The organism is Planococcus sp. TJ-201 (assembly GCF_058268495.1).
Genome location: NZ_JBZDOG010000011.1, coordinates 1 through 25,759 on the forward strand (window position 1 = coordinate 1; position 25,759 = coordinate 25,759).

The 25,759-nt window shown below is 44.9% G+C and carries 41 protein-coding genes; all 41 read right to left on the minus strand.

The window, feature by feature from the left end; all coding sequences use genetic code 11:
* Nucleotides 1–300: 300 nt before the first annotated feature.
* The gene (locus AC4EG4_RS17810) at nt 301–984 is read right to left on the minus strand and encodes a KinB-signaling pathway activation protein (RefSeq protein WP_490980052.1); all 684 of its coding nucleotides are present in this window, start codon (nt 982–984) and stop codon (nt 301–303) included.
* 193 nt (nt 985–1,177) lie between these two features.
* On the minus strand, nt 1,178–2,242 hold the full coding sequence (locus AC4EG4_RS17815) for an Mrp/NBP35 family ATP-binding protein (RefSeq protein ID WP_490980053.1): 1,065 nt from the start codon (nt 2,240–2,242) through the stop codon (nt 1,178–1,180).
* Nucleotides 2,243–2,413: 171 nt separating this feature from the next.
* The gene (locus tag AC4EG4_RS17820; protein ID WP_490988576.1) at nt 2,414–2,848 is read right to left on the minus strand and encodes a VOC family protein; all 435 of its coding nucleotides are present in this window, start codon (nt 2,846–2,848) and stop codon (nt 2,414–2,416) included.
* A gap of 114 nt (nt 2,849–2,962) precedes the next feature.
* A complete protein-coding gene (gene rpsI, locus AC4EG4_RS17825) occupies nt 2,963–3,355 on the minus strand; it encodes a 30S ribosomal protein S9 (protein ID WP_490980055.1) in 393 nt (130 codons plus the stop codon).
* Between the two features lie 30 nt (nt 3,356–3,385).
* Entirely contained in the window at nt 3,386–3,823 is a 438-nt protein-coding gene (gene rplM, locus AC4EG4_RS17830) for a 50S ribosomal protein L13 (protein WP_142830577.1), read from the minus strand.
* Nucleotides 3,824–4,017: 194 nt separating this feature from the next.
* Entirely contained in the window at nt 4,018–4,761 is a 744-nt protein-coding gene (gene truA, locus AC4EG4_RS17835; RefSeq protein WP_490988577.1) for a tRNA pseudouridine(38-40) synthase TruA, read from the minus strand.
* 12 nt (nt 4,762–4,773) lie between these two features.
* Complete coding sequence (locus AC4EG4_RS17840; RefSeq protein ID WP_490988578.1) at nt 4,774–5,571, minus strand: energy-coupling factor transporter transmembrane component T family protein; 798 nt, start codon at nt 5,569–5,571, stop codon at nt 4,774–4,776.
* Entirely contained in the window at nt 5,568–6,440 is an 873-nt protein-coding gene (locus AC4EG4_RS17845; protein ID WP_490980058.1) for an energy-coupling factor ABC transporter ATP-binding protein, read from the minus strand. The genes AC4EG4_RS17840 and AC4EG4_RS17845 overlap by 4 nt, the downstream gene beginning before the upstream one ends.
* On the minus strand, nt 6,416–7,264 hold the full coding sequence (locus AC4EG4_RS17850) for an energy-coupling factor ABC transporter ATP-binding protein (RefSeq protein WP_490988579.1): 849 nt from the start codon (nt 7,262–7,264) through the stop codon (nt 6,416–6,418). The genes AC4EG4_RS17845 and AC4EG4_RS17850 overlap by 25 nt, the downstream gene beginning before the upstream one ends.
* A gap of 398 nt (nt 7,265–7,662) precedes the next feature.
* Nucleotides 7,663–8,037, minus strand: a complete 375-nt coding sequence (gene rplQ / locus AC4EG4_RS17855; RefSeq protein WP_008432531.1) for a 50S ribosomal protein L17 — start codon at nt 8,035–8,037, stop codon at nt 7,663–7,665.
* A 46-nt stretch (nt 8,038–8,083) separates the two neighbouring features.
* Complete coding sequence (locus AC4EG4_RS17860; RefSeq protein WP_490980060.1) at nt 8,084–9,028, minus strand: DNA-directed RNA polymerase subunit alpha; 945 nt, start codon at nt 9,026–9,028, stop codon at nt 8,084–8,086.
* A 131-nt stretch (nt 9,029–9,159) separates the two neighbouring features.
* Complete coding sequence (gene rpsK, locus AC4EG4_RS17865; protein ID WP_006828953.1) at nt 9,160–9,549, minus strand: 30S ribosomal protein S11; 390 nt, start codon at nt 9,547–9,549, stop codon at nt 9,160–9,162.
* 25 nt (nt 9,550–9,574) lie between these two features.
* Nucleotides 9,575–9,940: a 30S ribosomal protein S13 gene (rpsM, locus tag AC4EG4_RS17870; protein WP_006828952.1), complete on the minus strand. Its 366-nt coding sequence runs from the start codon at nt 9,938–9,940 to the stop codon at nt 9,575–9,577.
* A 23-nt stretch (nt 9,941–9,963) separates the two neighbouring features.
* Entirely contained in the window at nt 9,964–10,077 is a 114-nt protein-coding gene (gene rpmJ, locus AC4EG4_RS17875) for a 50S ribosomal protein L36 (protein ID WP_006828951.1), read from the minus strand.
* A 37-nt stretch (nt 10,078–10,114) separates the two neighbouring features.
* The gene (gene infA, locus AC4EG4_RS17880; RefSeq protein ID WP_006828950.1) at nt 10,115–10,333 is read right to left on the minus strand and encodes a translation initiation factor IF-1; all 219 of its coding nucleotides are present in this window, start codon (nt 10,331–10,333) and stop codon (nt 10,115–10,117) included.
* A gap of 405 nt (nt 10,334–10,738) precedes the next feature.
* Nucleotides 10,739–11,392, minus strand: coding sequence for an adenylate kinase (locus AC4EG4_RS17885; protein WP_142830565.1), 654 nt, complete (start codon nt 11,390–11,392; stop codon nt 10,739–10,741).
* Nucleotides 11,393–11,453: 61 nt separating this feature from the next.
* On the minus strand, nt 11,454–12,749 hold the full coding sequence (gene secY / locus AC4EG4_RS17890; protein WP_490980061.1) for a preprotein translocase subunit SecY: 1,296 nt from the start codon (nt 12,747–12,749) through the stop codon (nt 11,454–11,456).
* On the minus strand, nt 12,749–13,189 hold the full coding sequence (rplO, locus tag AC4EG4_RS17895; RefSeq protein WP_490980062.1) for a 50S ribosomal protein L15: 441 nt from the start codon (nt 13,187–13,189) through the stop codon (nt 12,749–12,751). Before rplO ends, secY begins: the two co-directional genes overlap by 1 nt.
* Nucleotides 13,190–13,222: 33 nt before the next feature.
* Nucleotides 13,223–13,405 carry a 50S ribosomal protein L30 gene (gene rpmD, locus AC4EG4_RS17900; protein WP_006828946.1) on the minus strand — a complete coding sequence of 61 codons (183 nt, stop codon included), beginning with the start codon at nt 13,403–13,405 and terminating at the stop codon, nt 13,223–13,225.
* 13 nt (nt 13,406–13,418) lie between these two features.
* A complete protein-coding gene (gene rpsE, locus AC4EG4_RS17905; protein ID WP_142830560.1) occupies nt 13,419–13,919 on the minus strand; it encodes a 30S ribosomal protein S5 in 501 nt (166 codons plus the stop codon).
* A 21-nt stretch (nt 13,920–13,940) separates the two neighbouring features.
* On the minus strand, nt 13,941–14,303 hold the full coding sequence (rplR, locus tag AC4EG4_RS17910) for a 50S ribosomal protein L18 (protein ID WP_490980063.1): 363 nt from the start codon (nt 14,301–14,303) through the stop codon (nt 13,941–13,943).
* Between the two features lie 33 nt (nt 14,304–14,336).
* Complete coding sequence (gene rplF / locus AC4EG4_RS17915) at nt 14,337–14,876, minus strand: 50S ribosomal protein L6 (protein ID WP_490980064.1); 540 nt, start codon at nt 14,874–14,876, stop codon at nt 14,337–14,339.
* Between the two features lie 30 nt (nt 14,877–14,906).
* Nucleotides 14,907–15,305: a 30S ribosomal protein S8 gene (gene rpsH / locus AC4EG4_RS17920; protein ID WP_006828942.1), complete on the minus strand. Its 399-nt coding sequence runs from the start codon at nt 15,303–15,305 to the stop codon at nt 14,907–14,909.
* A 29-nt stretch (nt 15,306–15,334) separates the two neighbouring features.
* Nucleotides 15,335–15,520, minus strand: a complete 186-nt coding sequence (gene rpsN / locus AC4EG4_RS17925; RefSeq protein WP_006828941.1) for a 30S ribosomal protein S14 — start codon at nt 15,518–15,520, stop codon at nt 15,335–15,337.
* Nucleotides 15,521–15,539: 19 nt separating this feature from the next.
* A complete protein-coding gene (gene rplE / locus AC4EG4_RS17930) occupies nt 15,540–16,079 on the minus strand; it encodes a 50S ribosomal protein L5 (protein WP_191716881.1) in 540 nt (179 codons plus the stop codon).
* Between the two features lie 27 nt (nt 16,080–16,106).
* A complete protein-coding gene (rplX, locus tag AC4EG4_RS17935) occupies nt 16,107–16,418 on the minus strand; it encodes a 50S ribosomal protein L24 (protein ID WP_142830551.1) in 312 nt (103 codons plus the stop codon).
* A gap of 35 nt (nt 16,419–16,453) precedes the next feature.
* A complete protein-coding gene (gene rplN, locus AC4EG4_RS17940) occupies nt 16,454–16,822 on the minus strand; it encodes a 50S ribosomal protein L14 (protein ID WP_006828938.1) in 369 nt (122 codons plus the stop codon).
* A 47-nt stretch (nt 16,823–16,869) separates the two neighbouring features.
* Complete coding sequence (rpsQ, locus tag AC4EG4_RS17945; protein WP_008432511.1) at nt 16,870–17,133, minus strand: 30S ribosomal protein S17; 264 nt, start codon at nt 17,131–17,133, stop codon at nt 16,870–16,872.
* 24 nt (nt 17,134–17,157) lie between these two features.
* A complete protein-coding gene (gene rpmC / locus AC4EG4_RS17950; RefSeq protein WP_006828936.1) occupies nt 17,158–17,358 on the minus strand; it encodes a 50S ribosomal protein L29 in 201 nt (66 codons plus the stop codon).
* Nucleotides 17,348–17,782: a 50S ribosomal protein L16 gene (rplP, locus tag AC4EG4_RS17955; protein ID WP_142830549.1), complete on the minus strand. Its 435-nt coding sequence runs from the start codon at nt 17,780–17,782 to the stop codon at nt 17,348–17,350. Before rplP ends, rpmC begins: the two co-directional genes overlap by 11 nt.
* A 1-nt stretch (nt 17,783) precedes the next feature.
* Entirely contained in the window at nt 17,784–18,440 is a 657-nt protein-coding gene (rpsC, locus tag AC4EG4_RS17960) for a 30S ribosomal protein S3 (protein WP_049694551.1), read from the minus strand.
* Between the two features lie 3 nt (nt 18,441–18,443).
* The gene (rplV, locus tag AC4EG4_RS17965; RefSeq protein ID WP_006828933.1) at nt 18,444–18,785 is read right to left on the minus strand and encodes a 50S ribosomal protein L22; all 342 of its coding nucleotides are present in this window, start codon (nt 18,783–18,785) and stop codon (nt 18,444–18,446) included.
* Between the two features lie 19 nt (nt 18,786–18,804).
* A complete protein-coding gene (rpsS, locus tag AC4EG4_RS17970) occupies nt 18,805–19,083 on the minus strand; it encodes a 30S ribosomal protein S19 (RefSeq protein ID WP_006828932.1) in 279 nt (92 codons plus the stop codon).
* Nucleotides 19,084–19,143: 60 nt separating this feature from the next.
* Complete coding sequence (gene rplB / locus AC4EG4_RS17975) at nt 19,144–19,974, minus strand: 50S ribosomal protein L2 (RefSeq protein ID WP_490980065.1); 831 nt, start codon at nt 19,972–19,974, stop codon at nt 19,144–19,146.
* 45 nt (nt 19,975–20,019) lie between these two features.
* Complete coding sequence (gene rplW / locus AC4EG4_RS17980) at nt 20,020–20,304, minus strand: 50S ribosomal protein L23 (RefSeq protein ID WP_006828930.1); 285 nt, start codon at nt 20,302–20,304, stop codon at nt 20,020–20,022.
* Nucleotides 20,304–20,927, minus strand: a complete 624-nt coding sequence (rplD, locus tag AC4EG4_RS17985; RefSeq protein ID WP_146559454.1) for a 50S ribosomal protein L4 — start codon at nt 20,925–20,927, stop codon at nt 20,304–20,306. The genes rplW and rplD overlap by 1 nt, the downstream gene beginning before the upstream one ends.
* Before the next feature lie 29 nt (nt 20,928–20,956).
* Entirely contained in the window at nt 20,957–21,586 is a 630-nt protein-coding gene (gene rplC, locus AC4EG4_RS17990; protein WP_142830543.1) for a 50S ribosomal protein L3, read from the minus strand.
* Nucleotides 21,587–21,637: 51 nt separating this feature from the next.
* On the minus strand, nt 21,638–21,946 hold the full coding sequence (gene rpsJ, locus AC4EG4_RS17995; protein ID WP_006828927.1) for a 30S ribosomal protein S10: 309 nt from the start codon (nt 21,944–21,946) through the stop codon (nt 21,638–21,640).
* A gap of 254 nt (nt 21,947–22,200) precedes the next feature.
* On the minus strand, nt 22,201–23,523 hold the full coding sequence (locus tag AC4EG4_RS18000) for a Na+/H+ antiporter family protein (protein WP_490988580.1): 1,323 nt from the start codon (nt 23,521–23,523) through the stop codon (nt 22,201–22,203).
* A 187-nt stretch (nt 23,524–23,710) separates the two neighbouring features.
* Nucleotides 23,711–24,301 (minus strand): 3-isopropylmalate dehydratase small subunit, encoded by a 591-nt coding sequence (leuD, locus tag AC4EG4_RS18005; protein ID WP_490988581.1) that lies wholly within the window; start codon nt 24,299–24,301, stop codon nt 23,711–23,713.
* 25 nt (nt 24,302–24,326) lie between these two features.
* On the minus strand, nt 24,327–25,745 hold the full coding sequence (gene leuC / locus AC4EG4_RS18010) for a 3-isopropylmalate dehydratase large subunit (RefSeq protein ID WP_490988582.1): 1,419 nt from the start codon (nt 25,743–25,745) through the stop codon (nt 24,327–24,329).
* Between the last annotated feature and the right edge of the window lie 14 nt (nt 25,746–25,759).

Genomic DNA, 25,759 nt, shown 5'->3' on the forward strand with positions numbered 1-25,759 from the left:
TGCGTTTTGTTGACGTTTTGCTGTTCAGTTTTCAAGGTTCAATTGGTGTGCCGCCGTTTCGTTTATGTTGTTCGTTGTTGCTTGGCGACTTTTATTATATTAAAGCATGTTTATATCTCTGTCAACACTTTCATGAAAGTTTTTAATGAAAGTGAGTTTTTCCTTCTGTACTCACTGCGCATGCTGCCTGATTAACTCTTTTCTCCCTTACTCCCACCAGCATTCTCTTACTATTCAACTGTTTTTCCCAAGACATAAAAACCATTCCTCCGCCGGCCTGAAGCCTGCAGAGGAATGGTTTTATTTTTTGGAAACTGTCTGTGTTTGTGCTTTTCTTGCTGCGCGCCGCTCTTCCAGTTTCTGTCGGTCGACATCTGATTGGGCATTGTATTTCGGCAATACCAATAGCTGATACGCATTTACTGCCAAGAATGGAAACAGCAATAAAGTAACCCAGCTGTCGATATTCCCTTCTTCCACCATTAATGCTGGCAGCCATTCTACCGTCGTGATCACAATCATGAAAAATAATGCAGAAATAAATGTTTCTTTGTTGGTCCACTTCGCTTTCAAGTAAGCTGTCACCACTCCAGTAACGATAAGAATCGTCAACAAAGTCCCATACAGCCAAACCTGCTCAGTTGTTTCCGCATTTGGCGCGAAACGGAATAAAATCAAATCGGTAATAACCACGCCAATAATCAAAAGCTGAACCCAGTTCCACAAACGCAATGTCCGGAAAATATTCATCCCTATTTGATGTACCGTCAAGTAAGCAAAGAAACACAGCTGGCTAATAATGCTCATCGTTAGTCCGATAATGACCAACCAGATGAACCCTGCCAGAAACTCGCCCCACTCGCCCGCATGAAACGGTTGAGCAAATACATCATCCCAGCGAACAAATAACCCGAGCACTCCGGTGACGACTCCGCCTATTAAAAGAGCTTTTAAAAAAAACTTAACCCAATTTCGTATTGTCAATTGAATGCCTCCGTTATTTAAAGTCCTTCTAAGATTGTACCAACCGGCTATTGAAAAATCCATTCGCCATGCACGACAGATTGTGAACAAAACTTGAAAGTCGACATTTTGTTACGGATTCGCCATATCCTGTTGCGCTTTGCCCAAAATAAAAGCCCGAAAACCAGTTAAGGTTTCCGGACTGTTTTCGTTTTTATTTTTTATCGGCAAACTGCTTAAGCACTTGTTGCGCGATATCTTCGTAAATTTTGCCTGTCGGATGATCCTCAAGATAAACAGACGGTGCAAAGTCTTCTTCGTTCCAGTCTGGCTGGCCGAGTGGAATCTGTCCGAGCAGCGGCGTTTGCAATTCTTCTGCAAGTTTTGGTCCGCCGCCTTGTCCAAACAAGTATTCTCTCTTGCCGGTCTCTTTGCTTTCGAACCACGACATGTTTTCGATAACACCCAATACTTCGTGGTCGGTTTGAAGTGCCATCGCCCCTGCACGCGCTGCAACGAATGCCGCAGTCGGGTGAGGTGTCGTGATGACGATTTCTTTGGAGGCCGGAAGCATTTGGTGAATGTCGAGTGCGACGTCCCCGGTGCCAGGCGGCAGATCCAATAGAAGGTAATCCAAATCTCCCCACTCTACATCGCGGAAAAATTGGTCAAGCACTTTGCCGAGCATTGGACCACGCCAAACGACTGGCATATTGTCTTCCACGAAAAAGCCCATGGAAATGACTTTTACACCGAATCTCTCAACCGGAATGATCGTTTGTCCGCGGACAACCGGTGATTTGTCGATACCCATCATATCCGGCACGCTGAATCCGTAAATATCGGCATCAATCAAGCCAACTTTTTTACCGAGACGCGCTAAGGCAACTGCCAAGTTAACCGATACAGTCGATTTGCCGACGCCGCCTTTACCGCTGGCGATTGAAATGAACTCAACTTTGTTAAGTGGAGACAATAAATCCTGCGCTTCTGATTCGTTTGCGGTTCCGCGGAACTGTGCCAACGCCTCAGGTGGAAGCTCTTCAAAACGGATGCCAACAGATCCGGCCCCCGCTCCTTTCAAAACCTCAACAACTTTCATTTGCAGCTGCATTTGTTCAGGCGTGTTGGTTTTGGCAATCGCCAATTTAACGCTGACGTGATTCTTCTCTTCTTTGATCGTTACGGACGTGATGCCGTTTGTTTCAGTTAACGATCTATGTAAAAACGGATCTTCTAGCGTTCCGAGTAATTCGCGTACTTGTACTTCAGTTACCATATCGATACACTCCCTATCCATTTTGCTCACCATAAAGTATAGCACAGCAAATCTAATTTTTAATCTATTCGGGCTTACAGGAAAAATGAAAAACCACTCTGCTCCAGGGGTTATAAACGATTCGGCAAAGTGGCATTTTATATAGACGAGTGAGACAGCGCAAAATCCAGACTATGAATCCAGCTTCAACATATCGTTTTCATCATACGTAAAGTCAGGGCCCCATGCCACTTCCCAGTAGTAGCCGTCTGGATCTGTGAAATAACCGGAGTAGCCGCCCCAAAAAACTTCTTTTGGTTCTTTGACGATTTTTCCGCCAGCCGCTTTAGCCAGGGCCATTGTCTGATCCACCTCTTCTTTGGATTTCACGTTGTACGCCAAGGTAATGCCCGAAAATCCGGTGCCGCTCGGCGGGTTGTTGTCGTTAATATCTTTTGCCAAATGCTCCAGTGGGTACAACTCCAATTTTGTGCCCGATGAGTTAAAAAATACAATTTCAGGATTGCCCCCTTTTTCTGCTGTTTCAAATCCTAGCCCGTCTCTGTAAAACTTTACTGAGGTTCTCATGTCTTTGACTCCCAAGCAAATTAAGTTGATTCGATTCATTGCCAACTCACTCCTTTGACTTTCTTTCTATTTTACCTGTTCACACCTGCATTTGAATACAAAAAAACACTTTCCGAATTTCTTCGGAAAGTGCTTTGGAAACGAAAATCGAAATTAACGTTTTGAGAACTGAGGTGCGCGACGTGCTGATTTAAGACCTGGTTTCTTACGTTCTTTCATACGTGGGTCACGTGTTAACAACCCAGCAGATTTCAACGCAGGACGGTAAGCAGGGTCTACAGTAAGTAGAGCGCGTGCGATACCATGACGGATTGCTCCGGCTTGGCCTGTGAATCCACCGCCGTTTACGTTTACAAGGATGTCGTAGCTTCCTAGAGTATCCGTAGCAACTAGTGGCTGTTTGATGATTTGTTGTAATGTTTCGTAAGGAACGTAGTCCGCTACGTCACGTTTGTTGATTGTAATTGTGCCGTCACCCGGTACTAACCGTACGCGAGCTGTTGAGTTTTTACGACGACCTGTCCCAATATATTGAACTTGTGCCAAAGGTGTATCCTCCTCTAATTTACTAATGTATTATCCGCGAAGCTGGTAGTTTTCTGGTGTTTGTGCTTGGTGGTTATGTTCTGGGCCAGCATAGACATGCAGCTTTCTGAACATTTGGCGTCCTAGAGAGTTCTTTGGAAGCATCCCTTTGATAGCCAATTCAAGCATTTTAGTTGGGTATTTTGTGCGCATTTCAAGTGCAGTACGCTGTTTCAATCCACCGCTGTATTGTGTGTGGCGGTAGTAGATTTTGTCAGTAAGCTTTTTACCTGTAAGGTGAATCTTTTCAGCGTTGATGATGATCACGTGATCACCAGTGTCAACGTTTGGTGTGAATGTTGGTTTGTATTTCCCGCGTAAGATTGAAGCGACTTCAGAAGCTAAACGTCCAAGAGTTTGCCCTTCTGCATCGACAACTAACCATTTACGCTCTACTTCGTGACCCTTAGCCATGAATGTTGTACGCATGTATATTGTCCTCCTAATAAATCGTCTGTTTTTGAATTCTTTTACAGTGTTCCGCTGTTCCGTTTTTTCGTTATCCCTAAACACAAATAACCTTCCGGGGCATATCGTGGGGGTAATGAAAATACCATACATCATGTTATAACGCCAGCGCTAAAAAGTCAAGGGGTTTTCTAAAAACACCAGGAAAAGTTGCTTCAGCTCTTATACATCACTTTTTCCAGGTACAGTCCATGCGCTGCCGCTGTTTTTCCGGCAGCATCCCGCTCCGCTGCAGACACAATTCGTCCCAGCTCTTCGGCCTTTCTTTTGCCGATGCCAACTTCCGTCAATGTCCCTGCAATAATCCGCACCATGTTATACAAAAAGCCCGAACCTTCAATGACCATATGCAGCTCATTGCCGTGCTCCTCAAAATCCACACGCCATATCGTGCGCACTTTGTCGACTACAGCCGTATTTGCGGCACAGAAACTCGAAAAATCATGTGTGCCGATCAAAGACTGTGCAGCCGTCCTCATCGCCTCTACATCAAGCGCCTGCTTCGTGTGCACCATGTAATTGCGCGTGAATGGGCTGATAATCGCGCTGCGGTCCCATTTGTAGCGATAAGTCTTGCCGGTCGTGTGGTAGCGCGCGTGAAAAGACGAATCCACTTCTTCGATCGAATGGACCCGGATATCTTCCGGCAACAACACGTTCAAAGCTTTTAGCCAGCCGCTTGCAGGAATGGAAAACTCCGTATCAAAATGGATGACCTGTCCTGTAGCATGCACTTTGGCGTCAGTCCGCCCACTTGCTACAACCTGGGTCTCCCTGCCTTTGTGAATGGTTTTCAGCACTTTCATTAATTCAACTTGAACCGTACGCGACTCCGGCTGCACCTGGTAACCCGCAAATCCGGAACCGTCATAGGAAATGGTCGCTTTTAATCGTTTCATCACGTTCTCTCCTTATACCCGGAAATACCACATCATGCCCGCGAGTCCTGCCAGTACCAACAGACTCAGGCTATCCACAAAGCGCCAGTCCAACTGGCGATAACGCGTCCTGCCTTCGCCTCCCCGGTAGCCGCGGACTTCCATCGCTGTAGCCAAGTCTTCCGCCCGTTTAAAGGCGCTGACGAACAATGGGATCAAGAGGGGTACGACGGCCTTGATACGCTCTTTCATCGGCCCTGAGCCGATGTCTGAGCCTCTAGCCATCTGTGCTTTAAGAATCTTGCCCGTCTCGTCCATCAAAGTCGGGATAAACCGCAGGGAAATGGACATCATCAATGCCAATTCGTGCACTGGCAGCTTGACTCGTTTGAATGGACCAAGCAGCACTTCAATGCCATCAGTAATGGAAATTGGCGACGTCGTCAAGGTCAGAATGCTAGTGATGAACACCAACACCAAGAAACGGACCGAGATGAATATCCCCTGCCGCAGTCCTTCTTCGTAAATTTCAATAAACCCAATGTTCAACAATAAATCCCCTTCACGGGTGAAGAAAATATGAAGCAAAAAGGTGAAAATCAATAGAATAAAGACCGGCTTCAATCCATTTATCAAGAAATACAAACGGATTTTAGACAGAAACACAACCAATAACGTGAATCCCAGCAAAATGCCGTAAGTCACTGCACTATTGGCAATAAAGACAATGGCGATAAACAAAAAGACAAACGAAATTTTTGCTCGCGGATCCATTTGATGAATGATCGAATTGCCCGGAATAAAACGGCCAAAAATCATTTTCTCCATCATTCGGAATCACGCCCTTCCAATAAAGCCAAAGCGATGTTCTTGGCCAAAGCTTCTTCCGTCAATGAAATGGCACCAAGCTTGATGCCAGCCTTCGCCTCAAATTTCCGCTGCAGACGGATTGTCCGCGGCGGTTCCAAGCGATAATCACCCAATTGCTCTTCATTGGAAAAGATCTCCTCAGGCTCTCCAGTGACCACACAGTGGCCATTGTGCATAATGGCCACACGGTCTGCGTAACGCGCCGCATCTTCCATGCTATGGGTCACCAATACCGTTGTCAGGCCTTTTTGGATATGCAACCGGTGGAACAAGTCCATGATTTCACGGCGGCCGCGCGGATCGAGTCCAGCGGTTGGTTCATCCAGCACCAGCACATCCGGCTCCATTGCCAGAACGCCGGCAATGGCGACACGCCGCATTTGTCCGCCTGACAAATCAAACGGGGATTTCGTCAATACTTCTGGAGGCAATCCAAGCTGTTCGACCAGCTCGTGCGCACGGCGGCTTGCTTCTTCTTCCGGCACGCCGTAATTCAATGGACCGAACATAATATCCTTCAATACGGTCTCGTCAAATAGCTGCTGTTCGGGAAATTGAAAGACAATCCCGACTTGGCGGCGAACATCGCGCAAATTTTTCGCTTTTACGCCCGCTTCGATTTTGCGTTCGCCAATCATAACTGACCCTTCTGTCGGCTTTAGCAAAGCATTGAGATGTTGAAGTACCGTTGATTTGCCCGATCCCGTATGTCCGATAATTGCTGTATAGGAACCGGAAGGAATATGCAGAGACACATCTGTCAACGCTCGCTTTTCAAATGGCGTATCTTTTGCGTAACTATATCCTACTCCCTGGAGTAATATGTCCATAGGTCATCCACCAATTCGTCTTCTGTCATATGTTCTGCTTCGAGCCCGACGCCAGCTTCCCGCAGCAAATGCGTCATGCGCATCGCAAACGGCAAGTCTAAGCCTAAAGTCGTCAGTTCATTGCCGGAAAGAAACACAACTTCCGGTGTACCTTCCAACTGCTTGTATCCCGCATTCATGACCAGGATCCGATCAGCCATTGCGGCTTCTTCCAAGTCATGCGTGATCGAGATGACCGTCAGACCCGTCGCTCTTCGAAGTTCACGGATGGTTTCAATGACCTCCATGCGCCCTTGCGGATCGAGCATGGACGTCGCTTCATCCAGTATCAACAGGCGCGGCCGGAGTGCCAGAGCACCTGCTATCGCCACACGCTGCTTTTGGCCGCCAGACAAGTGATGGGGTTCGTGATCGAAATAAGCTTCCATTTTCACCTGGTGCAATGCTTCTTTGACACGCAGCACCATTTCTTCATGCGGCACACCATTGTTTTCCAACGCAAACGCCACATCATCTTGAACCGTCGCCCCAACAAACTGGTTGTCGGGGTTTTGAAACACCATGCCCATTTGCGAACGGATGTCCCACAGGCTGTCTTCAGCCATCAAGCGGCCCATCGCAGAAACTTTGCCGGCTTGTGGAAACAATAAACCGTTCATCAATTTGGCGATGGTTGATTTTCCTGACCCGTTATGACCCACTAAGGCAATCCATTCTCCGTCTTGAATGGCGAATGACAACTCCCTTACAGCCGGTTTCACCGTGTCGTCTTCTGGTGCATATGTAAATGTCACATTTTCAAATGACAATATGTTCGAATTCATCTCAGCTGACCTCCTCTAACACTTGCTCTGCTATTCTCTACTCTACTGGGTTTCAACAGCTTTTGTAAAACGGTAAATAAATAAAAAAAGCGCGCACCTCATTCAGAGAAATGCGCTTTTCTGTCTCTATGGCTTCCCCGGTTGCTTAAGCCAGGGTTGAATGAGGTGCGTAGAGCTAGACGAGACGCCGCCTTTCGGCTCGCTCATCATAACACTCAGCTTTTCATATTGTCGTATAAATCATAATGCTAAAAGAAGAGGGCTGTTGACCCCCTTCAAGTAAATCAATTATGCCTCGGCATAATTGCGTCCGGATTCTGAATTGCGCTAGCGCAATTAATTCCTTTCAAAATCCGTGACATCCGCCGGAGGCTTTAATTTGAATCTATTGATTCAAATTAAACCAATTCGATAATAACGATAGGTGCGCCATCTCCGCGACGAGGCCCCATTTTCATGATACGAGTGTAACCGCCTTGACGGTCAGCGTAACGTGGTGCAACATCATCAAACAATTTCTGCAATGCATACGTTGTTGTTTCGTTGCCTTCAGCGTCTGCAGTTGTTACCAACTCACGGCGCATCCATGCTGCTGCTTTACGGCGAGCGTGAAGATCTCCACGTTTACCAAGCGTAATCATTTTTTCTACAGTCGAACGCACTTCTTTCGCACGAGCTTCAGTCGTTTGAATGCGTTCATGTACGATTAAGTCTGTTGTAAGGTCACGTAATAGTGCTTTACGTTGAGAACTTGTACGTTGAAGCTTTCTCATTGAAGTTTCCCTCCTTTGTTGAATAGTTCGGATCCGATCTCAACACTCAGTCTTCTTTGCGAAGGCCGAGTCCTAAATCTTCCAATTTCACTTTAACTTCTTCAAGTGATTTGCGTCCGAGGTTGCGTACTTTCATCATGTCGTCTTCCGACTTGCTTGCCAGTTCGTGTACCGTATTGATACCCGCCCGTTTTAAGCAGTTGTAAGAACGAACCGAAAGATCAAGTTCTTCGATGGTCATCTCCAACACTTTTTCTTTTTGGTCTTCTTCTTTTTCAACCATGATTTCAGCCGTTTGTGCCTCATCTGTTAATCCCACGAAGATATTTAAATGCTCAGTAAAAATCTTTGCACCAAGTGCAATTGCCTCTTTAGGACCAATGCTGCCATCTGTCCAAACATCAAGAGATAATTTATCGAAATGAGCCAGTTGACCCACACGAGTGTTTTCCACTTGGAAATTAACGCGTGAAACTGGAGTGTAAATAGAGTCAATCGGGATAACGCCAATCGGAAGATCTTCACGTTTGTTCTGATCTGCACGGGCATATCCACGGCCTCTGTTTGCATACATGCGCATACGCAAGTGGCCGTTTTTAGCGATTGTTGCAATATATAGATCCGGATTCAGAATTTCCACGTCACTGTCGTGCGTGATATCTGCAGCCGTAACCGTTCCATCACCTTTTACATCAATTTCAATGACTTTTTCTTCGTCAGAGTAAATTTTCAAAGCCAGCTTCTTGATATTCAAAATAATCGTTGCTACATCTTCTTCTACACCTTCGACAGTGGAGAATTCATGCAGTACGCCATCAATTTGAATGGAAGTAACAGCTGCGCCAGGTAAAGATGAAAGTAAGATTCGACGTAAGGAGTTTCCTAAAGTGGTTCCATATCCACGCTCAAGAGGTTCAATAACAAATTTGCCGAATTTGGCATTGCTATCGATCTCAACCGTTTCAATCTTTGGTTTTTCTATTTCGAGCATTCAGTTTACCCTCCTTCAAAACGTCGGTTTTTTTTCGCTTCATCAAAGAATTCGATAGTCACAGACTTTCGCTACGATTCAGAACCCATCCAGTAAGTCGTGATGTTCAAAAATCCTATTCAGATTAACGATTATACGCGACGGCGTTTTGGCGGACGGCAACCGTTGTGAGGTACAGGAGTTACATCTTTGATAGCTGTAACTTCTAGTCCGGCAGCTTGAAGCGCACGGATTGCAGCTTCACGACCTGAACCAGGACCTTTAACTGTAACTTCTAGAGTTTTAAGACCGTGTTCGATTGATGTTTTTGCAGCAGTTTCAGCAGCCATTTGAGCAGCGAAAGGAGTAGATTTACGTGAACCTCTAAATCCTAGAGCCCCTGCACTTGACCATGAAACAGCGTTACCCTGCATATCAGTGATAGTAACGATTGTGTTATTGAATGTTGAGCGGATGTGAGCAATACCAGATTCGATATTCTTTTTCACACGACGCTTACGAGTTTGTTGTTTACGTGCCATGTTAAGAAGAAACCTCCTTTACTGATTATTTTTTCTTGTTAGCTACAGTTTTACGAGGACCTTTACGCGTACGCGCATTGTTCTTCGTATTTTGACCGCGAACAGGTAGTCCACGACGATGGCGGATCCCTCGGAAGCTAGCAATTTCCATCAAGCGTTTGATGTTCATTGAAACTTCACGGCGTAGGTCACCTTCGATTTTGTATTGATCTAATTGTTCACGGATATTGTTCAACTCATCTTCTGTAAGATCACGAACGCGTGTCTCTTCAGAGATACCAGCAGCAGAAAGAACTTTCTGTGCAGTTGTTTTACCAACACCGAAAATGTATGTTAATGAAATAACAACGCGTTTGTCGCGCGGAATGTCAACACCAGCAATACGTGCCATGTGTGCGATGCACCTCCTTCAAATTAGCCTTGTCTTTGTTTGTGTTTCGGATTTTCACAGATTACCATTACTTTACCGTTTCTGCGAATAACTTTACATTTTTCACAGATCGGTTTTACAGATGGTCTCACTTTCATCTAACCCAACCTCCTTAGTAGTCCGGAGTGCAAAAGATTATTTAAAACGGTATGTGATACGACCGCGTGTTAAATCATAAGGAGAAAGTTCCACTGTCACTTTATCTCCTGGCAGAATGCGGATGAAATGCATGCGAATCTTGCCTGATACGTGCGCAAGAATCGTATGGCCGTTTTCCAATTCCACTTTAAACATCGCGTTAGGCAAAGTCTCAACGACAGTTCCTTCGATTTCAATTACATCGTCTTTCGCCATCGACCCAGTCTCCCTTCTGTATACAAATCAGGTTCTCATCTTCAAACAGTATTTGCTGATTGAATAGTAATACTACATTCATTCACAAGAAATGCATGAGTGACATTCGAAAGACATTCTCCGAGTCCCGCAATACGCGGGCCGGGGTAAATCCGGCAAAGCCAGTCTGTCTCATGTATCCTCGACTGCCCGGACTGCTTTGGATGAGTTCCAAACCCGTTACACAGATGCTTCCACGAAACCCATTATACTAGGTTCGATGCGCAATTGCACTAAAGCGCATTTTGCATCAACTTTCATACCCTGAGTCTTGTTTGCTTTTGCAGCTCTCGAAAATTGAAAATTCATATCTCCGGTGCTCCTTAAAGCCACATGGAGGCAACTAACTGCGCCCGGCGCCGGGGATTAGCCTCGGTCGCCCTTTAGAAGAGCATCAATGTCAGCAAATACTTTTTGAATGTCCTGCTGTCCATCTATATTTTGCAGCACGTTTTTGCTTTCATAGAAATCAAGAAGCGGCTGCGTTTGTTGCATATTTACTTCTAAACGCTTAGTGACGGTTTCAGGCTTATCATCTTCACGCTGGTAGAGTTCTCCGCCATCTTTGTCGCACACGCCAGCTGTTGCCGGTGGGTTAAACACAGTATGGTAAGCAGTTCCACAAACTTTACAGATCCATCGGCCTGTTAAACGTGCAATTAATTCATCTTGTTCGACTTGGATATTTACGACATGCTCGATTCGCTTATCAAGATCGGCCAAAAGAGATTCCAACGCTTCTGCTTGAGGAACTGTTCGTGGAAAGCCATCTAATAAGAAGCCCTCTTCACAATCCTTTTCGCTTAGTCGTTCCCGGACAATGCCGATAGTCACTTCATCGGGCACTAGAGCACCTTGATCCATGAATGATTTAGCTTTCAAGCCCAGCTCCGTTCCACCTTTTATAGCAGCTCGGAACATGTCACCTGTAGAAATATGAGGGATGTCGTACTTCTTAACAATTTCGTCTGCTTGGGTACCTTTTCCGGCACCTGGCAAACCCATTAATACGATATTCATACGTTTTCCCCCTCAAACAATTGGACAAGAGACGCTTTCACGTCCCTCTAGATCCCACTGATTATTTCATAAAGCCTTTATAATGACGTTTTACAAGCTGAGATTCCAATTGTTTCATCGTTTCAAGTGCTACCCCAACAACAATCAATAAACTTGTTCCGCCGATTTGCGCCGATTGCGGTAAATTCGCAATGTTAATGAAGAAAATCGGTAGAATGGCAATGACTGCAAGGAAGATGGCACCGACGAATGTCAATCGGTATAACACACTTGTTAAATAATCCTGCGTATTTTTACCCGGACGGATTCCCGGAATATATGCGCCTTGCTTTTTCAAGTTATCCGACACGTTCTCAGGATTTACCTGAATAAATGCGTAGAAGTACGTGAATGCTACGATCAACGCGACATAAATGATCATGCCGACAGGGCGCGTATAATCAAACGTATTCGTAATCGCTTCTGTAAACGCGTTGGCACCAAAGAAAGAAGCAATGGTTTGCGGCGTAATGATAAACGCTACTGCAAAGATTACCGGGATAACTCCGGCCGCGTTCACTTTCAAAGGTAAATGCGTTTGCTGCCCACTTGTTGTCTGGCCACGGCCAGCAACGCGTTTTGCATACTGAATCGGTATTTTACGCAACGCTTGTTGAACGTAAATGACCAAAACCGTAATGGCAACAACAGCTAATGCAAGCAATGCCATGATGGCAATATTGATCGGAAGCTGATCTCCAGCTCCTTCGATCTGCTGTGCATATAATTGATTCACAGCGCCTGGTACTGCAGCGACAATCCCTGCGAAGATGATAATCGAAATACCGTTCCCCACACCTTTTGCCGTAATCTGCTCACCAAGCCACAGTAGAAACGCCGTACCAGCAGTCAATACAATGGCGATGACAACATACGTTGAAATCGAGTCGTTCTGGATTAAAGAACCGCCGTACATTTGGTTAAACCCATAAGACATACCGATTGCTTGAATAAAGGCAAGAACGATTGTGAAGTAGCGAGTGAATTGAGCAAGTTTCCGTCTTCCGACTTCACCTTGTTTCGCCCACTCTGCAAATTTCGGTACAACATCCATCTGCAATAATTGCACGATGATTGACGCTGTAATGTAAGGCATAATTCCCATCGCTAAAATCGAAAAGTTAGCAAGGGCACCTCCACCGAAAGTATTTAAGAATCCGACCAGACCCATCTGGTCAGTAGCTTGCAAAACCGAAGCGTCAACATTCGGTACTGGAACAAAAGTCCCAATACGGAAAATGATGAGCATCAGTAATGTAAAGAATATTTTATTTCGAATATCAGTCACGCGCATAAAATTAGAGATTGTCTGAAACATTAAACCACCTCGGTTTGTCCGCCAGCAGCTTCAATCGCTTCTTTAGCTGATCCAGAGAATTTGTGAGCTTTTACTGTCAATTTCTTTTCCAAGCTACCATTGCCGAGAATTTTAATTCCAGAACGTTCATTGCTCACAACACCTGTTTCAATCAACAATGCAGGTGTAACTTCTGTGCCTTCGTCGAAACGATTTAACACTTCGATGTTCACGACTGCATAGTCTTTACGGTTAATGTTGGTAAATCCACGTTTTGGCAAACGACGGAACAAAGGGTTTTGACCACCTTCAAATCCAGGGCGAACACCGCCGCCTGAACGTGCGTTTTGACCTTTATGACCTTTACCTGATGTTTTACCAGTACCTGAACCGATACCGCGTCCGATACGCTTTCTCGAGCTGCGTGAACCTTCTGCCGGTTTTAATTCATGAAGTTTCATTTGGTTGGCACCTCCTTCTATAGAAATCCGTAATTAAACTTCTTTGATAGTTACTAAGTGAGCGACTTTATCAAGCATTCCGCGAACGGCTGCATTGTCTTGGTGCTCAACAGTTTGGTGCATTTTGCGCAATCCCAATGATTGAACAGTTTTACGTTGTGGCGGTTTAGCACCGATCACAGATTTTGTGAGGGTAATTTCCAATTTAGTTGCCATGTGATTTTCCCTCCTATCCTAACAGTTCTTCTATTGATTTGCCGCGAAGTTTTGCAACTTCATCAGCACTTTTCAATTGAGTTAAACCGTTAATAGTTGCACGTACCATGTTGATTGGTGTGCTTGAACCTAGAGATTTAGATAAAATATCTTGTACCCCAGCTAATTCAAGTACCGCACGAACAGGTCCGCCAGCAATTACACCAGTACCCGGAGAAGCAGGTTTGATTAGGATTTGGCCTGCGCCAAAACGACCAATTACTAAGTGTGGAGTAGTACCTTTAACCATTGGTACTTCAATAAGGTTTTTCTTCGCATCTTCGATGGCTTTGCGGATAGCATCTGGAACTTCTTGAGCTTTACCAGTACCAAAACCAACATTGCCATTTCTGTCGCCTACAACAACTAAAGCGGAGAAACGGAAACGACGTCCACCTTTTACAACTTTAGCTACGCGATTGATTGTAACTACGCGTTCTTCAAGTTCAAGTTTGTTTGGATCAATACGACTCATGAAATGTGTCCCTCCTTCTTTTTAAAATTGTAAACCATTTTCGCGTGCAGCTTCTGCTAATGCTTTTACGCGTCCATGATATAAATAACCACCGCGGTCGAAAACAACCGATTTCAAGCCGTTTTCAGTAGCGCGTTTTGCGATTGTTTCGCCGACTTTAGCTGCCGCTTCCACGTTGCCAGTTGATTCTACTGAGAAATCTTTCTCCATAGATGATGCACTTGCAAGTGTAACGCCATTCGCGTCGTCGATCAATTGAGCATAAATATATTTATTTGAACGGAATACGTTCAAACGCGGGCGTTGTGCTGTACCCGTAATTTTAGAACGTACGCGTGCATGACGTTTTTTACGAGATGCGTTTTTATCGAGTTTCGTAATCACTGAGGTCACTCCTTTCAGCCTGCCTAAGCAGCATTATTTACCTGTCTTACCTTCTTTGCGGCGAACTGCTTCTCCTTCGTAACGAATACCTTTGCCTTTATACGGCTCTGGTGGACGCGTTGCGCGGATGTTAGAAGCAAGAGCTCCAACTCGTTCTTTATCAATGCCTTTAACAATGACTTTTGTGTTAGCTGGAACTTCAACTGTGATTCCTTCTTCCGGTGTGAATTCTACCGGGTGAGAGTAACCAACGTTAAGAACCAATTTTTGTCCTTGCAATTGAGCACGGTAACCGACACCAACTAGTTCAAGTGAACGTTGGAATCCTTCTGAAACTCCAGTGACCATGTTCGCTAGCAAAGCACGAGTTGTACCGTGGTTTGTGCGGTGATCTTTAGAATCTGAAGGACGTGTCAATGTTAGCACGTTATCTTCTTGTGCGATTGTAATATCTTGGTTAAATGTGCGAGTCAACTCGCCTTTAGGGCCTTTAACAGTTACGGTATTCTTGTCTCCAAGAGTTACGGTAACGTTAGCAGGCACCTCGATTGGTTTTTTACCTACACGTGACATTCTGTTGCACCTCCATTCGCTTGTTGCTTATTACCAAACGTATGCTATGATTTCTCCGCCGATTTGTTTCGCGCGGGCTTCTTTATCAGTTACCAAACCTTGTGATGTTGAGACTAAAGCGATTCCAAGACCGTTTAGTACACGTGGCACCTCATTAGTTTTAGCGTAAACACGTAATCCTGGTTTTGAAATGCGTTTCAATCCAGTAATAACGCGTTCGTTGTTTGCTCCGTATTTAAGGAAAATCCGGATCATGCCTTGTTTATCATCTTCAACATATTCTACGTCACGAACGAAACCTTCACGCTTAAGGATTTCAGCGATGTCTTTTTTCACATTAGAAGCCGGAAGCTCTAATTTCTCGTGACGAACCATGTTTGCGTTACGAATGCGTGTCAGCATATCTGCAATCGGATCTGTCATTGTCATTACTTTTACCTCCTTCCCAAATTAGGGGATTACCAGCTGGCTTTTTTGACGCCAGGAATTTGTCCCACATATGCAAGTTCACGGAAACAAATACGGCAAAGTTTAAATTTGCGTAATACTGAATGCGGACGTCCGCATCGTTCACAGCGTGTGTACTCTTGTACTTTAAACTTTGGCGTGCGTTTTTGTTTTGCGATCATAGATTTTTTAGCCACGTTTACGCCTCCCTCACGTTTACTTTTGGAACGGCATTCCGAATTGTGTTAATAACTCACGAGCTTCTTCATCAGAGTTCGCAGTTGTTACAATTACGATGTCCATACCGCGTACTTTGTTCACTTTATCATAATCGATTTCAGGGAAGATTAACTGTTCTTTCACGCCAAGTGTGTAGTTACCGCGTCCGTCGAACGATTTGTTCGATACGCCACGGAAGTCACGTACACGTGGAAGTGAGATAGCAATCAATTTATCCAGGAAGTCGTACATACGCTCTCCGCGTAGTGTAACTTTACATCCGATAGGCATACCTTCACGAAGACGGAAGCCAGCGATCGATTTCTTAGCTTTAGTAATAACTGGTTTTTGACCAGTGATCGTTTGTAATTCTTCAACAGCAGAGTCAAGTGACTTCGTGTTTTGAACAGCTTCGCCTACACCCATGTTGATGACGATTTTGTTTACTTGGGGTGCCTGCATTACCGATTTATATTCAAACTTGCTCACTAGAGCAGGAGTGATTTCATTCACATATTTTTCTTTTAGGCGGTTCATGTGTGTACCTCCCTTCATTCAGGAATTTTATTTATCTAATTTTTCGCCGGATTTTTTTGCAACACGAACTTTTTTACCATCTTCAACCTTATATCCTACACGAGTCGGCTCGCCGGATTTAGGGTCAAGTAACATTACGTTAGAAACGTGAATTGCTGCTTCTTGGCTGACAATTCCACCTTGTGGGCTTGCCTGGTTCGGTTTTGTATGCTTTTTGATGATGTTTACACCTTCAACAAGCACACGGTCTTTCTTAGGTAAAGCAGTCAAAACAACACCTGTTTTGCCTTTGTCTTTGCCTGAGATTACCTTAACTGTATCGCCTTTTTTAACATGCATTCTGTCGCACCTCCTTGGTATGGCACATTGATTTATTAAAGAACTTCAGGAGCAAGTGATACGATTTTCATGAAGCTGTTATCGCGAAGTTCGCGGGCAACAGGTCCGAAAATACGAGTTCCGCGTGGACCTTTGTCGTCACGGATGATGACACATGCATTTTCATCAAATTTGATATAAGTACCGTCTTTACGGCGAGCTCCGCTTTTCGTGCGAACGATGACAGCCTTAACGACTTCACCCTTCTTAACAACGCCACCTGGTGTTGCTTTTTTCACGGTACAAACGATTACGTCTCCGATGTTTGCAGTCTTGCGACCAGAACCACCAAGTACTTTAATCGTTAGTACTTCACGAGCACCCGAGTTGTCTGCAACTTTTAAACGACTTTCCTGTTGGATCACTTAGGTAACCTCCCTCCGGAATTTCTTAGGTTCCGAAATTATTTAAATTAAATGATAACCGCTTTTTCTACAATTTCCAATACGCGGAAACGTTTTGTAGCTGATAACGGACGAGTTTCCATGATGCGAACTACGTCGCCCATTTTCGCTTCGTTTAGCTCATCATGAGCTTTATATTTCTTAGAGTATTTTACACGTTTGCCATAGAATGCGTGCTTCTTTTGAGTTTCAACCATTACTGTAACGGTTTTGTCCATTTTGTCAGACACAACACGGCCTGTGTATACTTTGCGTTGGTTACGCTCAGTCATACTTGCAAACCTCCTCTCGATTTATCAGTTATTGCCACTGAGTACTCTTTCGTGAATCACAGTTTTCATACGGGCAATCGCTTTACGTACTTCGCGGATGCGAGCAGTGTTTTCTAATTGACCAGTAGCCAATTGGAAGCGAAGGTTGAAAAGCTCTTCTTTCAGTGATTTCACTTTTTGTTCAATCTCAGCAGTGGTTAGGTCACGGATTTCATTAGCTTTCATTCGATTCACCACCAATTTCTTCGCGTTTGATGAACTTCGTTTTGATCGGAAGTTTGTGAGATGCTAGGCGCAATGCTTCGCGTGCCACTTCTTCAGATACTCCACCAAGTTCGAACATGATTTTACCAGTTTTGACAACGGCTACCCAGCCTTCAGGTGAACCTTTACCAGATCCCATACGAACCTCAAGAGGCTTTTTCGTATATGGTTTATGAGGGAAAATTTTGATCCAGACTTTACCGCCACGTTTCATGTAACGAGTCATGGAAATACGTGCTGCTTCGATTTGACGGTTAGTGATCCAAGATGATTCTAAAGCTTGGAGACCAAATTCGCCGAATGCGATTTCTTTACCGCCTTTAGCTTCCCCGCGCATCTTGCCTCGGTGCTCTCTACGATATTTAACGCGTTTAGGCATTAACATATTATTTGCCTCCTTCCTCAGATTTCTTCTTAGTTGGAAGGACTTCACCGCGGTAGATCCATACTTTTACGCCAAGCTTACCATAAGTTGTGTCTGCTTCAGCATGCGCATAATCAATGTCAGCGCGAAGTGTATGGAGCGGAACAGTACCTTCACTGTAGTGTTCAGCACGCGCAATGTCAGCGCCGCCTAGACGTCCAGATACTTGAGTTTTGATTCCTTTAGCGCCAGAACGCATAGTGCGTTGGATTGCTTGTTTTTGTGCACGACGGAAAGATACTCGGTTTTCCAATTGACGTGCAACACTTTCAGCAACCAATCTTGCATCAAGGTCAGCTCTTTTGATTTCGATAATATTGATGTGTACACGCTTGCCAGTCATAGAATTCAGTTGGTTGCGAAGTACTTCTACTTCAGATCCACCTTTACCAATTACCATACCTGGTTTCGCAGTGTGAATTGTTACGTTAACACGGTTTGCAGCGCGTTCAATTTCAATTTTAGAAACTGAAGCTTCTTTCAAACGTGCTTCAACATATTCACGGATTTTAATATCTTCGTGAAGAAGTGTCGCATAATCTTTCTCAGCGTACCATTTGGATTCCCAATCACGAATGATTCCGATACGCATCCCAATTGGATGTATTTTTTGTCCCACGAATTATCCCTCCTTCTTGTCAGATACCACTAGTGTGATGTGGCTTGTGCGTTTATTAATCGCGCTTGCGCGTCCCATTGCACGTGGACGGAAACGTTTAAGTGTTGGTCCTTCGTCAACGAATACTTCACTGATGACCAAGTCATTCAGATCCATTTCGTAGTTGTGTTCAGCGTTAGCAGCTGCAGATTTCAATAACTTCTCAACAACAATAGATGCTGCTTTCGGAGTGTGGTTTAAAATCGCAACAGCTTCGCCAATTTGCTTGCCTCGGATTAAATCTACTACTAAACGGACTTTACGAGGAGCAATACGTACTGTTCTAGCGACAGCTTTTGCTTGCATAGGGAAATCCTCCTCTCAATTAACGTCTTGTTTTCTTATCGTCTGCACCATGACTAGCGTATTTGCGTGTTGGTGCGAATTCGCCTAGTTTATGGCCCACCATGTCTTCAGTCACGTATACAGGGATGTGCTTACGACCATCGTATACTGCGATTGTTTGTCCGATGAATGTCGGGAAAATTGTAGAACGGCGAGACCAAGTTTTGATCACTTGTTTTTTCTCAGAGTCCTTTTGTGCTTCAACTTTTTTCATAAGATGATCATCAACAAAAGGTCCTTTTTTCAAGCTGCGGCCCATGTGGGATCCTCCCTTCGTGATCGCACCACGGTTCTTTCAACGAACCGTAGCGGAATCAAATTATTTTTTACGACGACGCACGATAAATTTATCTGATTTGTTCGTTTTCTTGCGTGTTTTGTAACCAAGAGTTGGTTTACCCCAAGGAGACATTGGTGATTTACGTCCGATTGGCGAGCGTCCTTCACCACCACCGTGTGGGTGATCGTTCGGGTTCATTACAGATCCGCGGACTGTTGGGCGATTGCCCTTCCAGCGGTTACGTCCTGCTTTACCAATGTTGATCAATTCGTGTTGCTCATTTCCTACTGCACCGATAGTTGCGCGGCAAGTAGCAAGAATCATGCGAACTTCGCCTGATTGCAAACGAACTGTTACGTATTTTCCTTCTTTACCCAATACTTGAGCTGAAGTTCCTGCAGAACGAACTAGTTGTCCGCCGCCGCCTGGCTTCAATTCGATGTTATGGATTGTAGAACCCATTGGGATGTTAGACAACGGCAAAGAGTTACCCGCTTTGATGTCTGCTTCAATACCTGACATAAGTTGAGTTCCAACTTCGACTCCTTTAGGAGCGAGGATGTAACGTTTCTCACCATCAGCGTAATGAATCAATGCGATGTTCGCAGAACGGTTAGGATCGTACTCGATTGTAGCAACGCGTCCTGGAATGCCATCTTTGTTACGTTTGAAATCGATAACACGGTATTGACGTTTATGTCCACCACCGTGATGGCGTACAGTTATTTTACCTTGGTTATTACGGCCGCCCTTGCGCTTTACAGGTCGTAAAAGCGATTTTTCAGGTTTGTTCGTAGTGATTTCAGCGAAATCTGAACTCGTCATGTTACGACGACCGTTAGTGGTAGGTTTATATTTTCTTATCCCCACGTTGTTTCCCTCCTTCTTTAATAGTTCTTTAAGAACTTATAGAAATTAAATTTCGAATAGCTCGATGTCTTTAGATTCAGCAGTCAATTTAACAATCGCTTTACGGCGTTTGTTTGTGTATCCTGCGTGTTTGCCCATGCGCTTGAATTTCCCTTTGTAGTTCATGATGTTGACTTTCTCAACTTTCACGCCAAAGATCTCCTGCACTGCTTGTTTAACTTGTGTTTTGTTTGCGCGAGTGTCCACTTCAAAAGTGTACTTTTTCTCTGCCATTACCTCAGATGATTGCTCAGTAATGACTGGACGTTTAATTACATCACGTGCTTCCATTAACTAAGCACCTCCTCAATTTTCTCAATCGCTGCTTTTGTCATAACAATTTTGTCATGTCCAAGCAAGTCTAGTACGTTAATGCCATCTGCTGCTACAACTGTCATTCCGTGAAGGTTACGTGCAGATTTTGCAACGTTCTCATCAAGGTCAGCAGTTACGAACAAAGCTTTTTTGCCAATTGAAAGATCTTGGATCAACTGGTTGAAAGATTTTGTTTTCGGTGCATCAAATGTCAATCCTTCAAGTACCATCAGGTTTTCTCCGATTACTGCAGATGAAAGTGCAGAACGTAGAGCTAAACGACGGACTTTCTTAGGAAGCTTGTAGCTATAGCTACGTGGAGTTGGTCCGAATACGATACCGCCTCCGCGCCATTGTGGTGAACGGATCGACCCTTGACGAGCACGTCCAGTTCCTTTTTGACGCCATGGCTTTTTACCACCACCAGCTACTTCAGAACGGTTTTTTACTTTATGGTTACCTTGACGAAGTGAAGCGCGTTGAGACACTACTGCGTCAAATAACACTGATTCATTTGGTTCGATACCGAATACATAGTCGTTCAATTCGATGTCGCCCACTTGTGAACCTGTTTGATTTAATAAAGCTACTTTAGGCATTCTTGTTTCCTCCTTTCTCTAAAAAATTATTATTTCGCTTTAATTGCCGTTTTAACACGGATCAATGCTTTGCGAGAACCAGGAACATTACCTTTAATAAGAAGCAGGTTACGTTCAAGATCTACTTTCACGATCGAAAGGTTTTGAATCGTAATTGTTGTGCCACCCATTTGACCAGGTAATTTCTTCTGTTTGAATACGCGGTTAGGAGCAACCGGACCCATTGAACCAGGACGACGGTGGTAACGTGAACCGTGACTCATTGGTCCGCGAGATTGTCCGTGGCGTTTAATAACACCTTGGAAACCTTTACCTTTTGTTGTTCCTGTGACATCTACTACATCGCCTTCTGCGAATACATCTACTTTGACTTCTTGACCAATCTCGTAATCAGCTAAGTTTACATTGCGAAGTTCGCGAATGAAGCGCTTAGGAGCAGTGTTTGCTTTTGCTACGTGTCCTTTAGAAGGTTTGTTTGAAAGCTTTTCGCGCTTATCTTCAAAACCTAATTGGATTGCTTCGTAGCCGTCTACCTCAACTGTCTTCTTTTGAAGTACTACGTTTGGAGCAGCTTCAATAACAGTTACAGGGATTAAATCACCGTTCTCAGCAAAAACTTGCGTCATACCGATTTTTCTACCTAAGATTCCTTTGGTCATGTTGTCACACCTCCTGTGGTTATTTTATGTTTTTTCTATTTCGTTTACCGATTAAAGTTTAATTTCAATGTCAACGCCTGACGGTAAATCAAGTTTCATTAACGCATCAACAGTTTGTGGTGTCGGGTTAACGATATCGATTAGACGTTTGTGTGTGCGCATTTCAAATTGCTCACGAGCATCTTTGTACTTATGGACAGCACGTAAGATGGTGTAGACCGATCTTTCAGTCGGCAACGGTATCGGACCCGATACGCTTGCACCTGAACGTTTTGCGGTTTCTACAATTTTCTCGGCAGACTGATCAAGAATTCTGTGATCATATGCTTTTAAACGGATACGAATTTTTTGTTTTGCCATTATTTTCCCTCCTTTTCGCCTATTTTTGATAGACATTCTCCACGAAAATTTTCCAATCACTCGCCATGGCAAAGCGGCCGGGTGTATCGGTAACCTCTCGCTTCATCGCAGTCAAAGACCAACATTCACCATTATACAAAAGAAAAAAGAATTCCGCAAGGCTTTCCACGAAATTCTTTTCAATTCGCTTTTATTAGTATAACAGGATATTTTAGAACTTCAAGTCCGACGAGAATAGTCCGAACATTTCGAGCTTATCCCAATAACATCACAGCAACCCAACCGAAAATTACCAAGGGAATATTGTAATGGAGGAAGGTCGGAACACAAGTGTCCCAGATGTGATTGTGCTGTCCATCGACGTTCAGTCCGGCAGTCGGCCCAAGCGTTGAGTCAGAAGCAGGAGATCCCGCATCACCCAATGCGCCTGCGGTACCAATCAAGGCGATGATCGCCATGGTCGAAAATTCGAACTCCAGGCTCAACGGAACAAAGATAGCAGCAATGATTGGAATCGTCGCAAACGATGAGCCGATGCCCATCGTTACGAACAAACCGACGACAAGCATCGCCAGTGCTGCGAGACCCTTATTGCCAGCAAACAGATCCGAGACGCTTTCAACGAGCGGCTCGACGGCTCCAGTCGCTTGTATGACCGATGCAAAGCCATTGGCGGTAATCATGACAAAGCCGATAAATGCCATCATGCGCATGCCTTCTGTAAGAACGTCGTCGGCTTCACGCCATTTCATTGCACCGAAGACATACAGCACAAGAATTCCGGCCAGTGCACCGATGATCATCGAGTCTGTCTGGACCTGGGCGTACAAGGCCGCAATCAAGGCCACAATCGTGACGATCACATCTTTTAATGATGCTGTCTTTTTCAGAGTTCCTTCTATAGTAGAAGTTGTTTTATGGTAGTCTCTCGGCTTGCGGTACGAAACAAACACCGCAATGATCAAGCCGACCAACAAGCCAGCTACCGGAATGGCCATTGCTTTCGGGATATCCGCCATATCGATGGTTAACCCTGCAAGCTGCATCTGCTCGAAAACAATTCGATGGAAAATTAAGCCGAAACCATATGGCAACAGAATATATGGTGCTGTCAGACCAAATGTCAGGACAGCCGCAATCAGCCGGCGGTCAATCCGCAATTCATTTAAAATGTGCAAAATCGGGGGAACCAATAAAGGAATAAAAGCAATGTGAATTGGAATCAAGTTTTGTGAGAAGATGGCCATTGCTAAAAGCGCAATAATGATGAGAGCTTTTGCTAAATTTTCCCGCGTCGCCTCTCCATTTTTATTGACCAGCTTCAAAACGCCTGACACAAGCAGCTCCGGTATGCCCGTCCGCGAAATCGCTACGGCAAATCCACCGAGCATGGCATAACTGAGCGCAATGGTCGCACCTGCTCCTAGACCATCGGTAAATGATGTTAATGTATCGGTAAATGATAATCCACCGCTTAATCCGCCTGCAAGCGCGCCAATCAGTAAGGCAAAGACAACATTCACACGCAATAAGCTCAATACGAGCATGACTAAGACAGCGATAACAACTGCATTCATAAATAAACTCTCCTTTAGTTTGCTAAAGCGTTAAAGTACACACTTTAAATTAACAAATGCTGAAATGCTTGTCAACAACCTGCAAGTGATTGGCTTATAGACAAAAAAGTCCAAAAATAAAGACCCTTCACAACTTGCGTAAAGGGCCGTCTAGTTAAGGATTATCCTATTGTCTTGCTGCACTCTATCAAGTCCGGCTCTGTCTTTCTTCATAAGCCGCAATATAGGCGTCGTATTGGAATGTTAATGCAATCTCATCCCAGCCTTTTAACAGCATTTCTTTCCAGTAAGGATCTATCTCAAATTCATAGCGTGTGCCGTCCTGGGCCGTGACAGTCTGATCTTCCAAACTGATTTCCAACTTGAATTCCTGACGCTGCCCTTTGTCGATTAACTCATTGACTTCCTGATCTTTTAAGCGGATCGGCAAGATGCCATTTTTCACGCAGTTGTTGTAGAAGATGTCTGCATAGCTGGGAGCGATGACTACGCGGAATCCGTAATCCAAAATCGCCCACGGAGCATGTTCACGAGAAGAACCGCAGCCGAAATTTTCTTGTGCGACCAAAATTTCGGAGTCGTTAAATCGGGGATCATTCAAAACAAAGTCTTCTATCGGTGTCCCATCAGCATGAAAGCGCCAATGATAAAACAAATACTTGCCGAATCCCGTTCGTTCAATGCGCTTTAAAAATTCTTTTGAGATGATTTGGTCGGTATCTACATTTTTGCGTTCAAGCGGTGTTAGGACGCTTGAGATGTTATTGATCGGCTTCATCGTTTGGCCTCCTCATTTCTGCCTGTCATGCGGATGGTACGGGCTCTTTCATGTAATTGCGAACATCCGTCAGATGGCCTTCGATCGCAGCGGCTGCCGCCATTACAGGGCTTACCAGATGCGTCATCGATCCCGCTCCTTGGCGTCCTTCAAAATTCCGGTTAGACGTGGAGGCACAGCGTTCGCCAGCAGGCACCGAATCTTCATTCATCGCCAGGCACATGCTGCATCCCGTTTCGCGCCACTCGAATCCAGCTTCAAGAAACACTTGATCCAGCCCTTCCTGTTCTGCAGCACGTTTGACCGTTTCAGATCCAGGAACGACAATCGCCGTAACAGACGGATGCACTTTTTTGCCTTTAATGATTTCACTGGCTGCACGCAAGTCGCCAAGACGGGCATTTGTACAGGAGCCAATAAAGACATGCTGAATATCAATCGACGAAAGCGGAGTGCCTTCTTCCAAATGCATATAAGCCAAAGCTTGCTTCAACGCATCTTTATCTGACTGCTTGTTGTAATCCGCGGCGAATGGAACCCGTTCCGCGATGCCTGAACCCATTGAAGGATTCGTACCCCATGTGACGAATGGGGAAATTTCATCTGCATGAATCGTTACTGACGTGTCGTACTGCGCACCTTCGTCTGTCGCAAGAGCCAGCCAACGAGCCGCTTCTTTTTCAAACGCATCGCCTTCAGGCACATGTCTGCGCCCTCTTAAGTATTCAACTGTCGTTTTATCCGGACTGATCAGCCCTGCGCGCGCGCCAGCTTCAATCGACATATTGCAAATGGTCATCCGCTCTTCCATCGACAACCCGCGAATGGCTTCACCTGTGTATTCCATAATATGACCCGTTCCCATATCGATGCCAAATTTCGAAATAATGGCTAGGATGACGTCTTTGGAAGACACACCAAAGCCCAGCTTGCCGTCAATCCGCACTTCCATCGTTTTCGGCTTTGATTGCCAGAGAGTTTGAGTGGAAAGGACGTGCTCGACTTCACTCGTACCAATACCGAATGCCAAAGCGCCAAAGGCTCCATGCGTCGAAGTATGGCTGTCTCCACAGACAATGGTTTTGCCGGGTTGCGTCAAACCCAATTCCGGTCCGATAACGTGGACAATCCCCTGGTCTGGATGATTAATGCCTGCAAGCGGAACACCAAATTCATCGCAATTGTCCTGCAAAGTCTTAATTTGTTTCCGTGAAATCGGATCGGTGATGGTTTCCCGGTTGCGTGTTGGCACGTTGTGATCCATGGTCGCAAAACAAAGGTCCGGCCGGCGGACTTTACGTCCATTCAACCGAAGCCCTTCAAACGCTTGCGGGGATGTCACCTCATGCAATAAATGAAGATCGATATATAGCAGGTCCGGCTTTCCTTGCTCTTCAAAGACGATATGTTGTTCCCAAATTTTTTCGATAATTGTTTTTGCCATGCGAACCGCTCCTT

What these genes read in the sequence shown, in the direction of transcription:
- AC4EG4_RS17815 (WP_490980053.1), bottom strand. Translation starts at nt 2,242, where the DNA reads ATGGTAACTGAAGTACAAGTACGCGAATTACTCGGAACGCTAGAAGAT.
- AC4EG4_RS17820 (WP_490988576.1), bottom strand. Translation starts at nt 2,848, where the DNA reads ATGAATCGAATCAACTTAATTTGCTTGGGAGTCAAAGACATGAGAACC.
- rplM (WP_142830577.1), bottom strand. Translation starts at nt 3,823, where the DNA reads ATGCGTACAACATTCATGGCTAAGGGTCACGAAGTAGAGCGTAAATGG.
- truA (WP_490988577.1), bottom strand. Translation starts at nt 4,761, where the DNA reads ATGAAACGATTAAAAGCGACCATTTCCTATGACGGTTCCGGATTTGCG.
- AC4EG4_RS17840 (WP_490988578.1), bottom strand. Translation starts at nt 5,571, where the DNA reads ATGATGGAGAAAATGATTTTTGGCCGTTTTATTCCGGGCAATTCGATC.
- AC4EG4_RS17845 (WP_490980058.1), bottom strand. Translation starts at nt 6,440, where the DNA reads ATGGACATATTACTCCAGGGAGTAGGATATAGTTACGCAAAAGATACG.
- AC4EG4_RS17850 (WP_490988579.1), bottom strand. Translation starts at nt 7,264, where the DNA reads ATGAATTCGAACATATTGTCATTTGAAAATGTGACATTTACATATGCA.
- rplQ (WP_008432531.1), bottom strand. Translation starts at nt 8,037, where the DNA reads ATGAGAAAGCTTCAACGTACAAGTTCTCAACGTAAAGCACTATTACGT.
- AC4EG4_RS17860 (WP_490980060.1), bottom strand. Translation starts at nt 9,028, where the DNA reads ATGCTCGAAATAGAAAAACCAAAGATTGAAACGGTTGAGATCGATAGC.
- rpsK (WP_006828953.1), bottom strand. Translation starts at nt 9,549, where the DNA reads ATGGCACGTAAACAACAAACTCGTAAGCGTCGTGTGAAAAAGAATATC.
- rpsM (WP_006828952.1), bottom strand. Translation starts at nt 9,940, where the DNA reads ATGGCACGTATTGCTGGTGTTGACATTCCGCGCGACAAACGCGTTGTT.
- rpmJ (WP_006828951.1), bottom strand. Translation starts at nt 10,077, where the DNA reads ATGAAAGTGAGACCATCTGTAAAACCGATCTGTGAAAAATGTAAAGTT.
- infA (WP_006828950.1), bottom strand. Translation starts at nt 10,333, where the DNA reads ATGGCGAAAGACGATGTAATTGAAATCGAAGGAACTGTCGTTGAGACT.
- AC4EG4_RS17885 (WP_142830565.1), bottom strand. Translation starts at nt 11,392, where the DNA reads ATGAATATCGTATTAATGGGTTTGCCAGGTGCCGGAAAAGGTACCCAA.
- secY (WP_490980061.1), bottom strand. Translation starts at nt 12,749, where the DNA reads ATGTTTCAGACAATCTCTAATTTTATGCGCGTGACTGATATTCGAAAT.
- rplO (WP_490980062.1), bottom strand. Translation starts at nt 13,189, where the DNA reads ATGAAACTTCATGAATTAAAACCGGCAGAAGGTTCACGCAGCTCGAGA.
- rpmD (WP_006828946.1), bottom strand. Translation starts at nt 13,405, where the DNA reads ATGGCAACTAAATTGGAAATTACCCTCACAAAATCTGTGATCGGTGCT.
- rpsE (WP_142830560.1), bottom strand. Translation starts at nt 13,919, where the DNA reads ATGAGTCGTATTGATCCAAACAAACTTGAACTTGAAGAACGCGTAGTT.
- rplF (WP_490980064.1), bottom strand. Translation starts at nt 14,876, where the DNA reads ATGTCACGTGTAGGTAAAAAACCAATCGAGGTGCCTGCTAACGTTACC.
- rpsH (WP_006828942.1), bottom strand. Translation starts at nt 15,305, where the DNA reads ATGACAATGACAGATCCGATTGCAGATATGCTGACACGCATTCGTAAC.
- rplE (WP_191716881.1), bottom strand. Translation starts at nt 16,079, where the DNA reads ATGAACCGCCTAAAAGAAAAATATGTGAATGAAATCACTCCTGCTCTA.
- rplX (WP_142830551.1), bottom strand. Translation starts at nt 16,418, where the DNA reads ATGCATGTTAAAAAAGGCGATACAGTTAAGGTAATCTCAGGCAAAGAC.
- rpsQ (WP_008432511.1), bottom strand. Translation starts at nt 17,133, where the DNA reads ATGACTGAGCGTAACCAACGCAAAGTATACACAGGCCGTGTTGTGTCT.
- rpmC (WP_006828936.1), bottom strand. Translation starts at nt 17,358, where the DNA reads ATGAAAGCTAATGAAATCCGTGACCTAACCACTGCTGAGATTGAACAA.
- rplP (WP_142830549.1), bottom strand. Translation starts at nt 17,782, where the DNA reads ATGTTAATGCCTAAACGCGTTAAATATCGTAGAGAGCACCGAGGCAAG.
- rplV (WP_006828933.1), bottom strand. Translation starts at nt 18,785, where the DNA reads ATGCAAGCAAAAGCTGTCGCTAGAACAGTACGTATTGCTCCTCGTAAA.
- rpsS (WP_006828932.1), bottom strand. Translation starts at nt 19,083, where the DNA reads ATGGGCCGCAGCTTGAAAAAAGGACCTTTTGTTGATGATCATCTTATG.
- rplW (WP_006828930.1), bottom strand. Translation starts at nt 20,304, where the DNA reads ATGGAAGCACGTGATGTAATTAAACGTCCAGTCATTACTGAGCAATCA.
- rplD (WP_146559454.1), bottom strand. Translation starts at nt 20,927, where the DNA reads ATGCCTAAAGTAGCTTTATTAAATCAAACAGGTTCACAAGTGGGCGAC.
- rplC (WP_142830543.1), bottom strand. Translation starts at nt 21,586, where the DNA reads ATGACCAAAGGAATCTTAGGTAGAAAAATCGGTATGACGCAAGTTTTT.
- rpsJ (WP_006828927.1), bottom strand. Translation starts at nt 21,946, where the DNA reads ATGGCAAAACAAAAAATTCGTATCCGTTTAAAAGCATATGATCACAGA.
- AC4EG4_RS18000 (WP_490988580.1), bottom strand. Translation starts at nt 23,523, where the DNA reads ATGAATGCAGTTGTTATCGCTGTCTTAGTCATGCTCGTATTGAGCTTA.
- leuD (WP_490988581.1), bottom strand. Translation starts at nt 24,301, where the DNA reads ATGAAGCCGATCAATAACATCTCAAGCGTCCTAACACCGCTTGAACGC.
- leuC (WP_490988582.1), bottom strand. Translation starts at nt 25,745, where the DNA reads ATGGCAAAAACAATTATCGAAAAAATTTGGGAACAACATATCGTCTTT.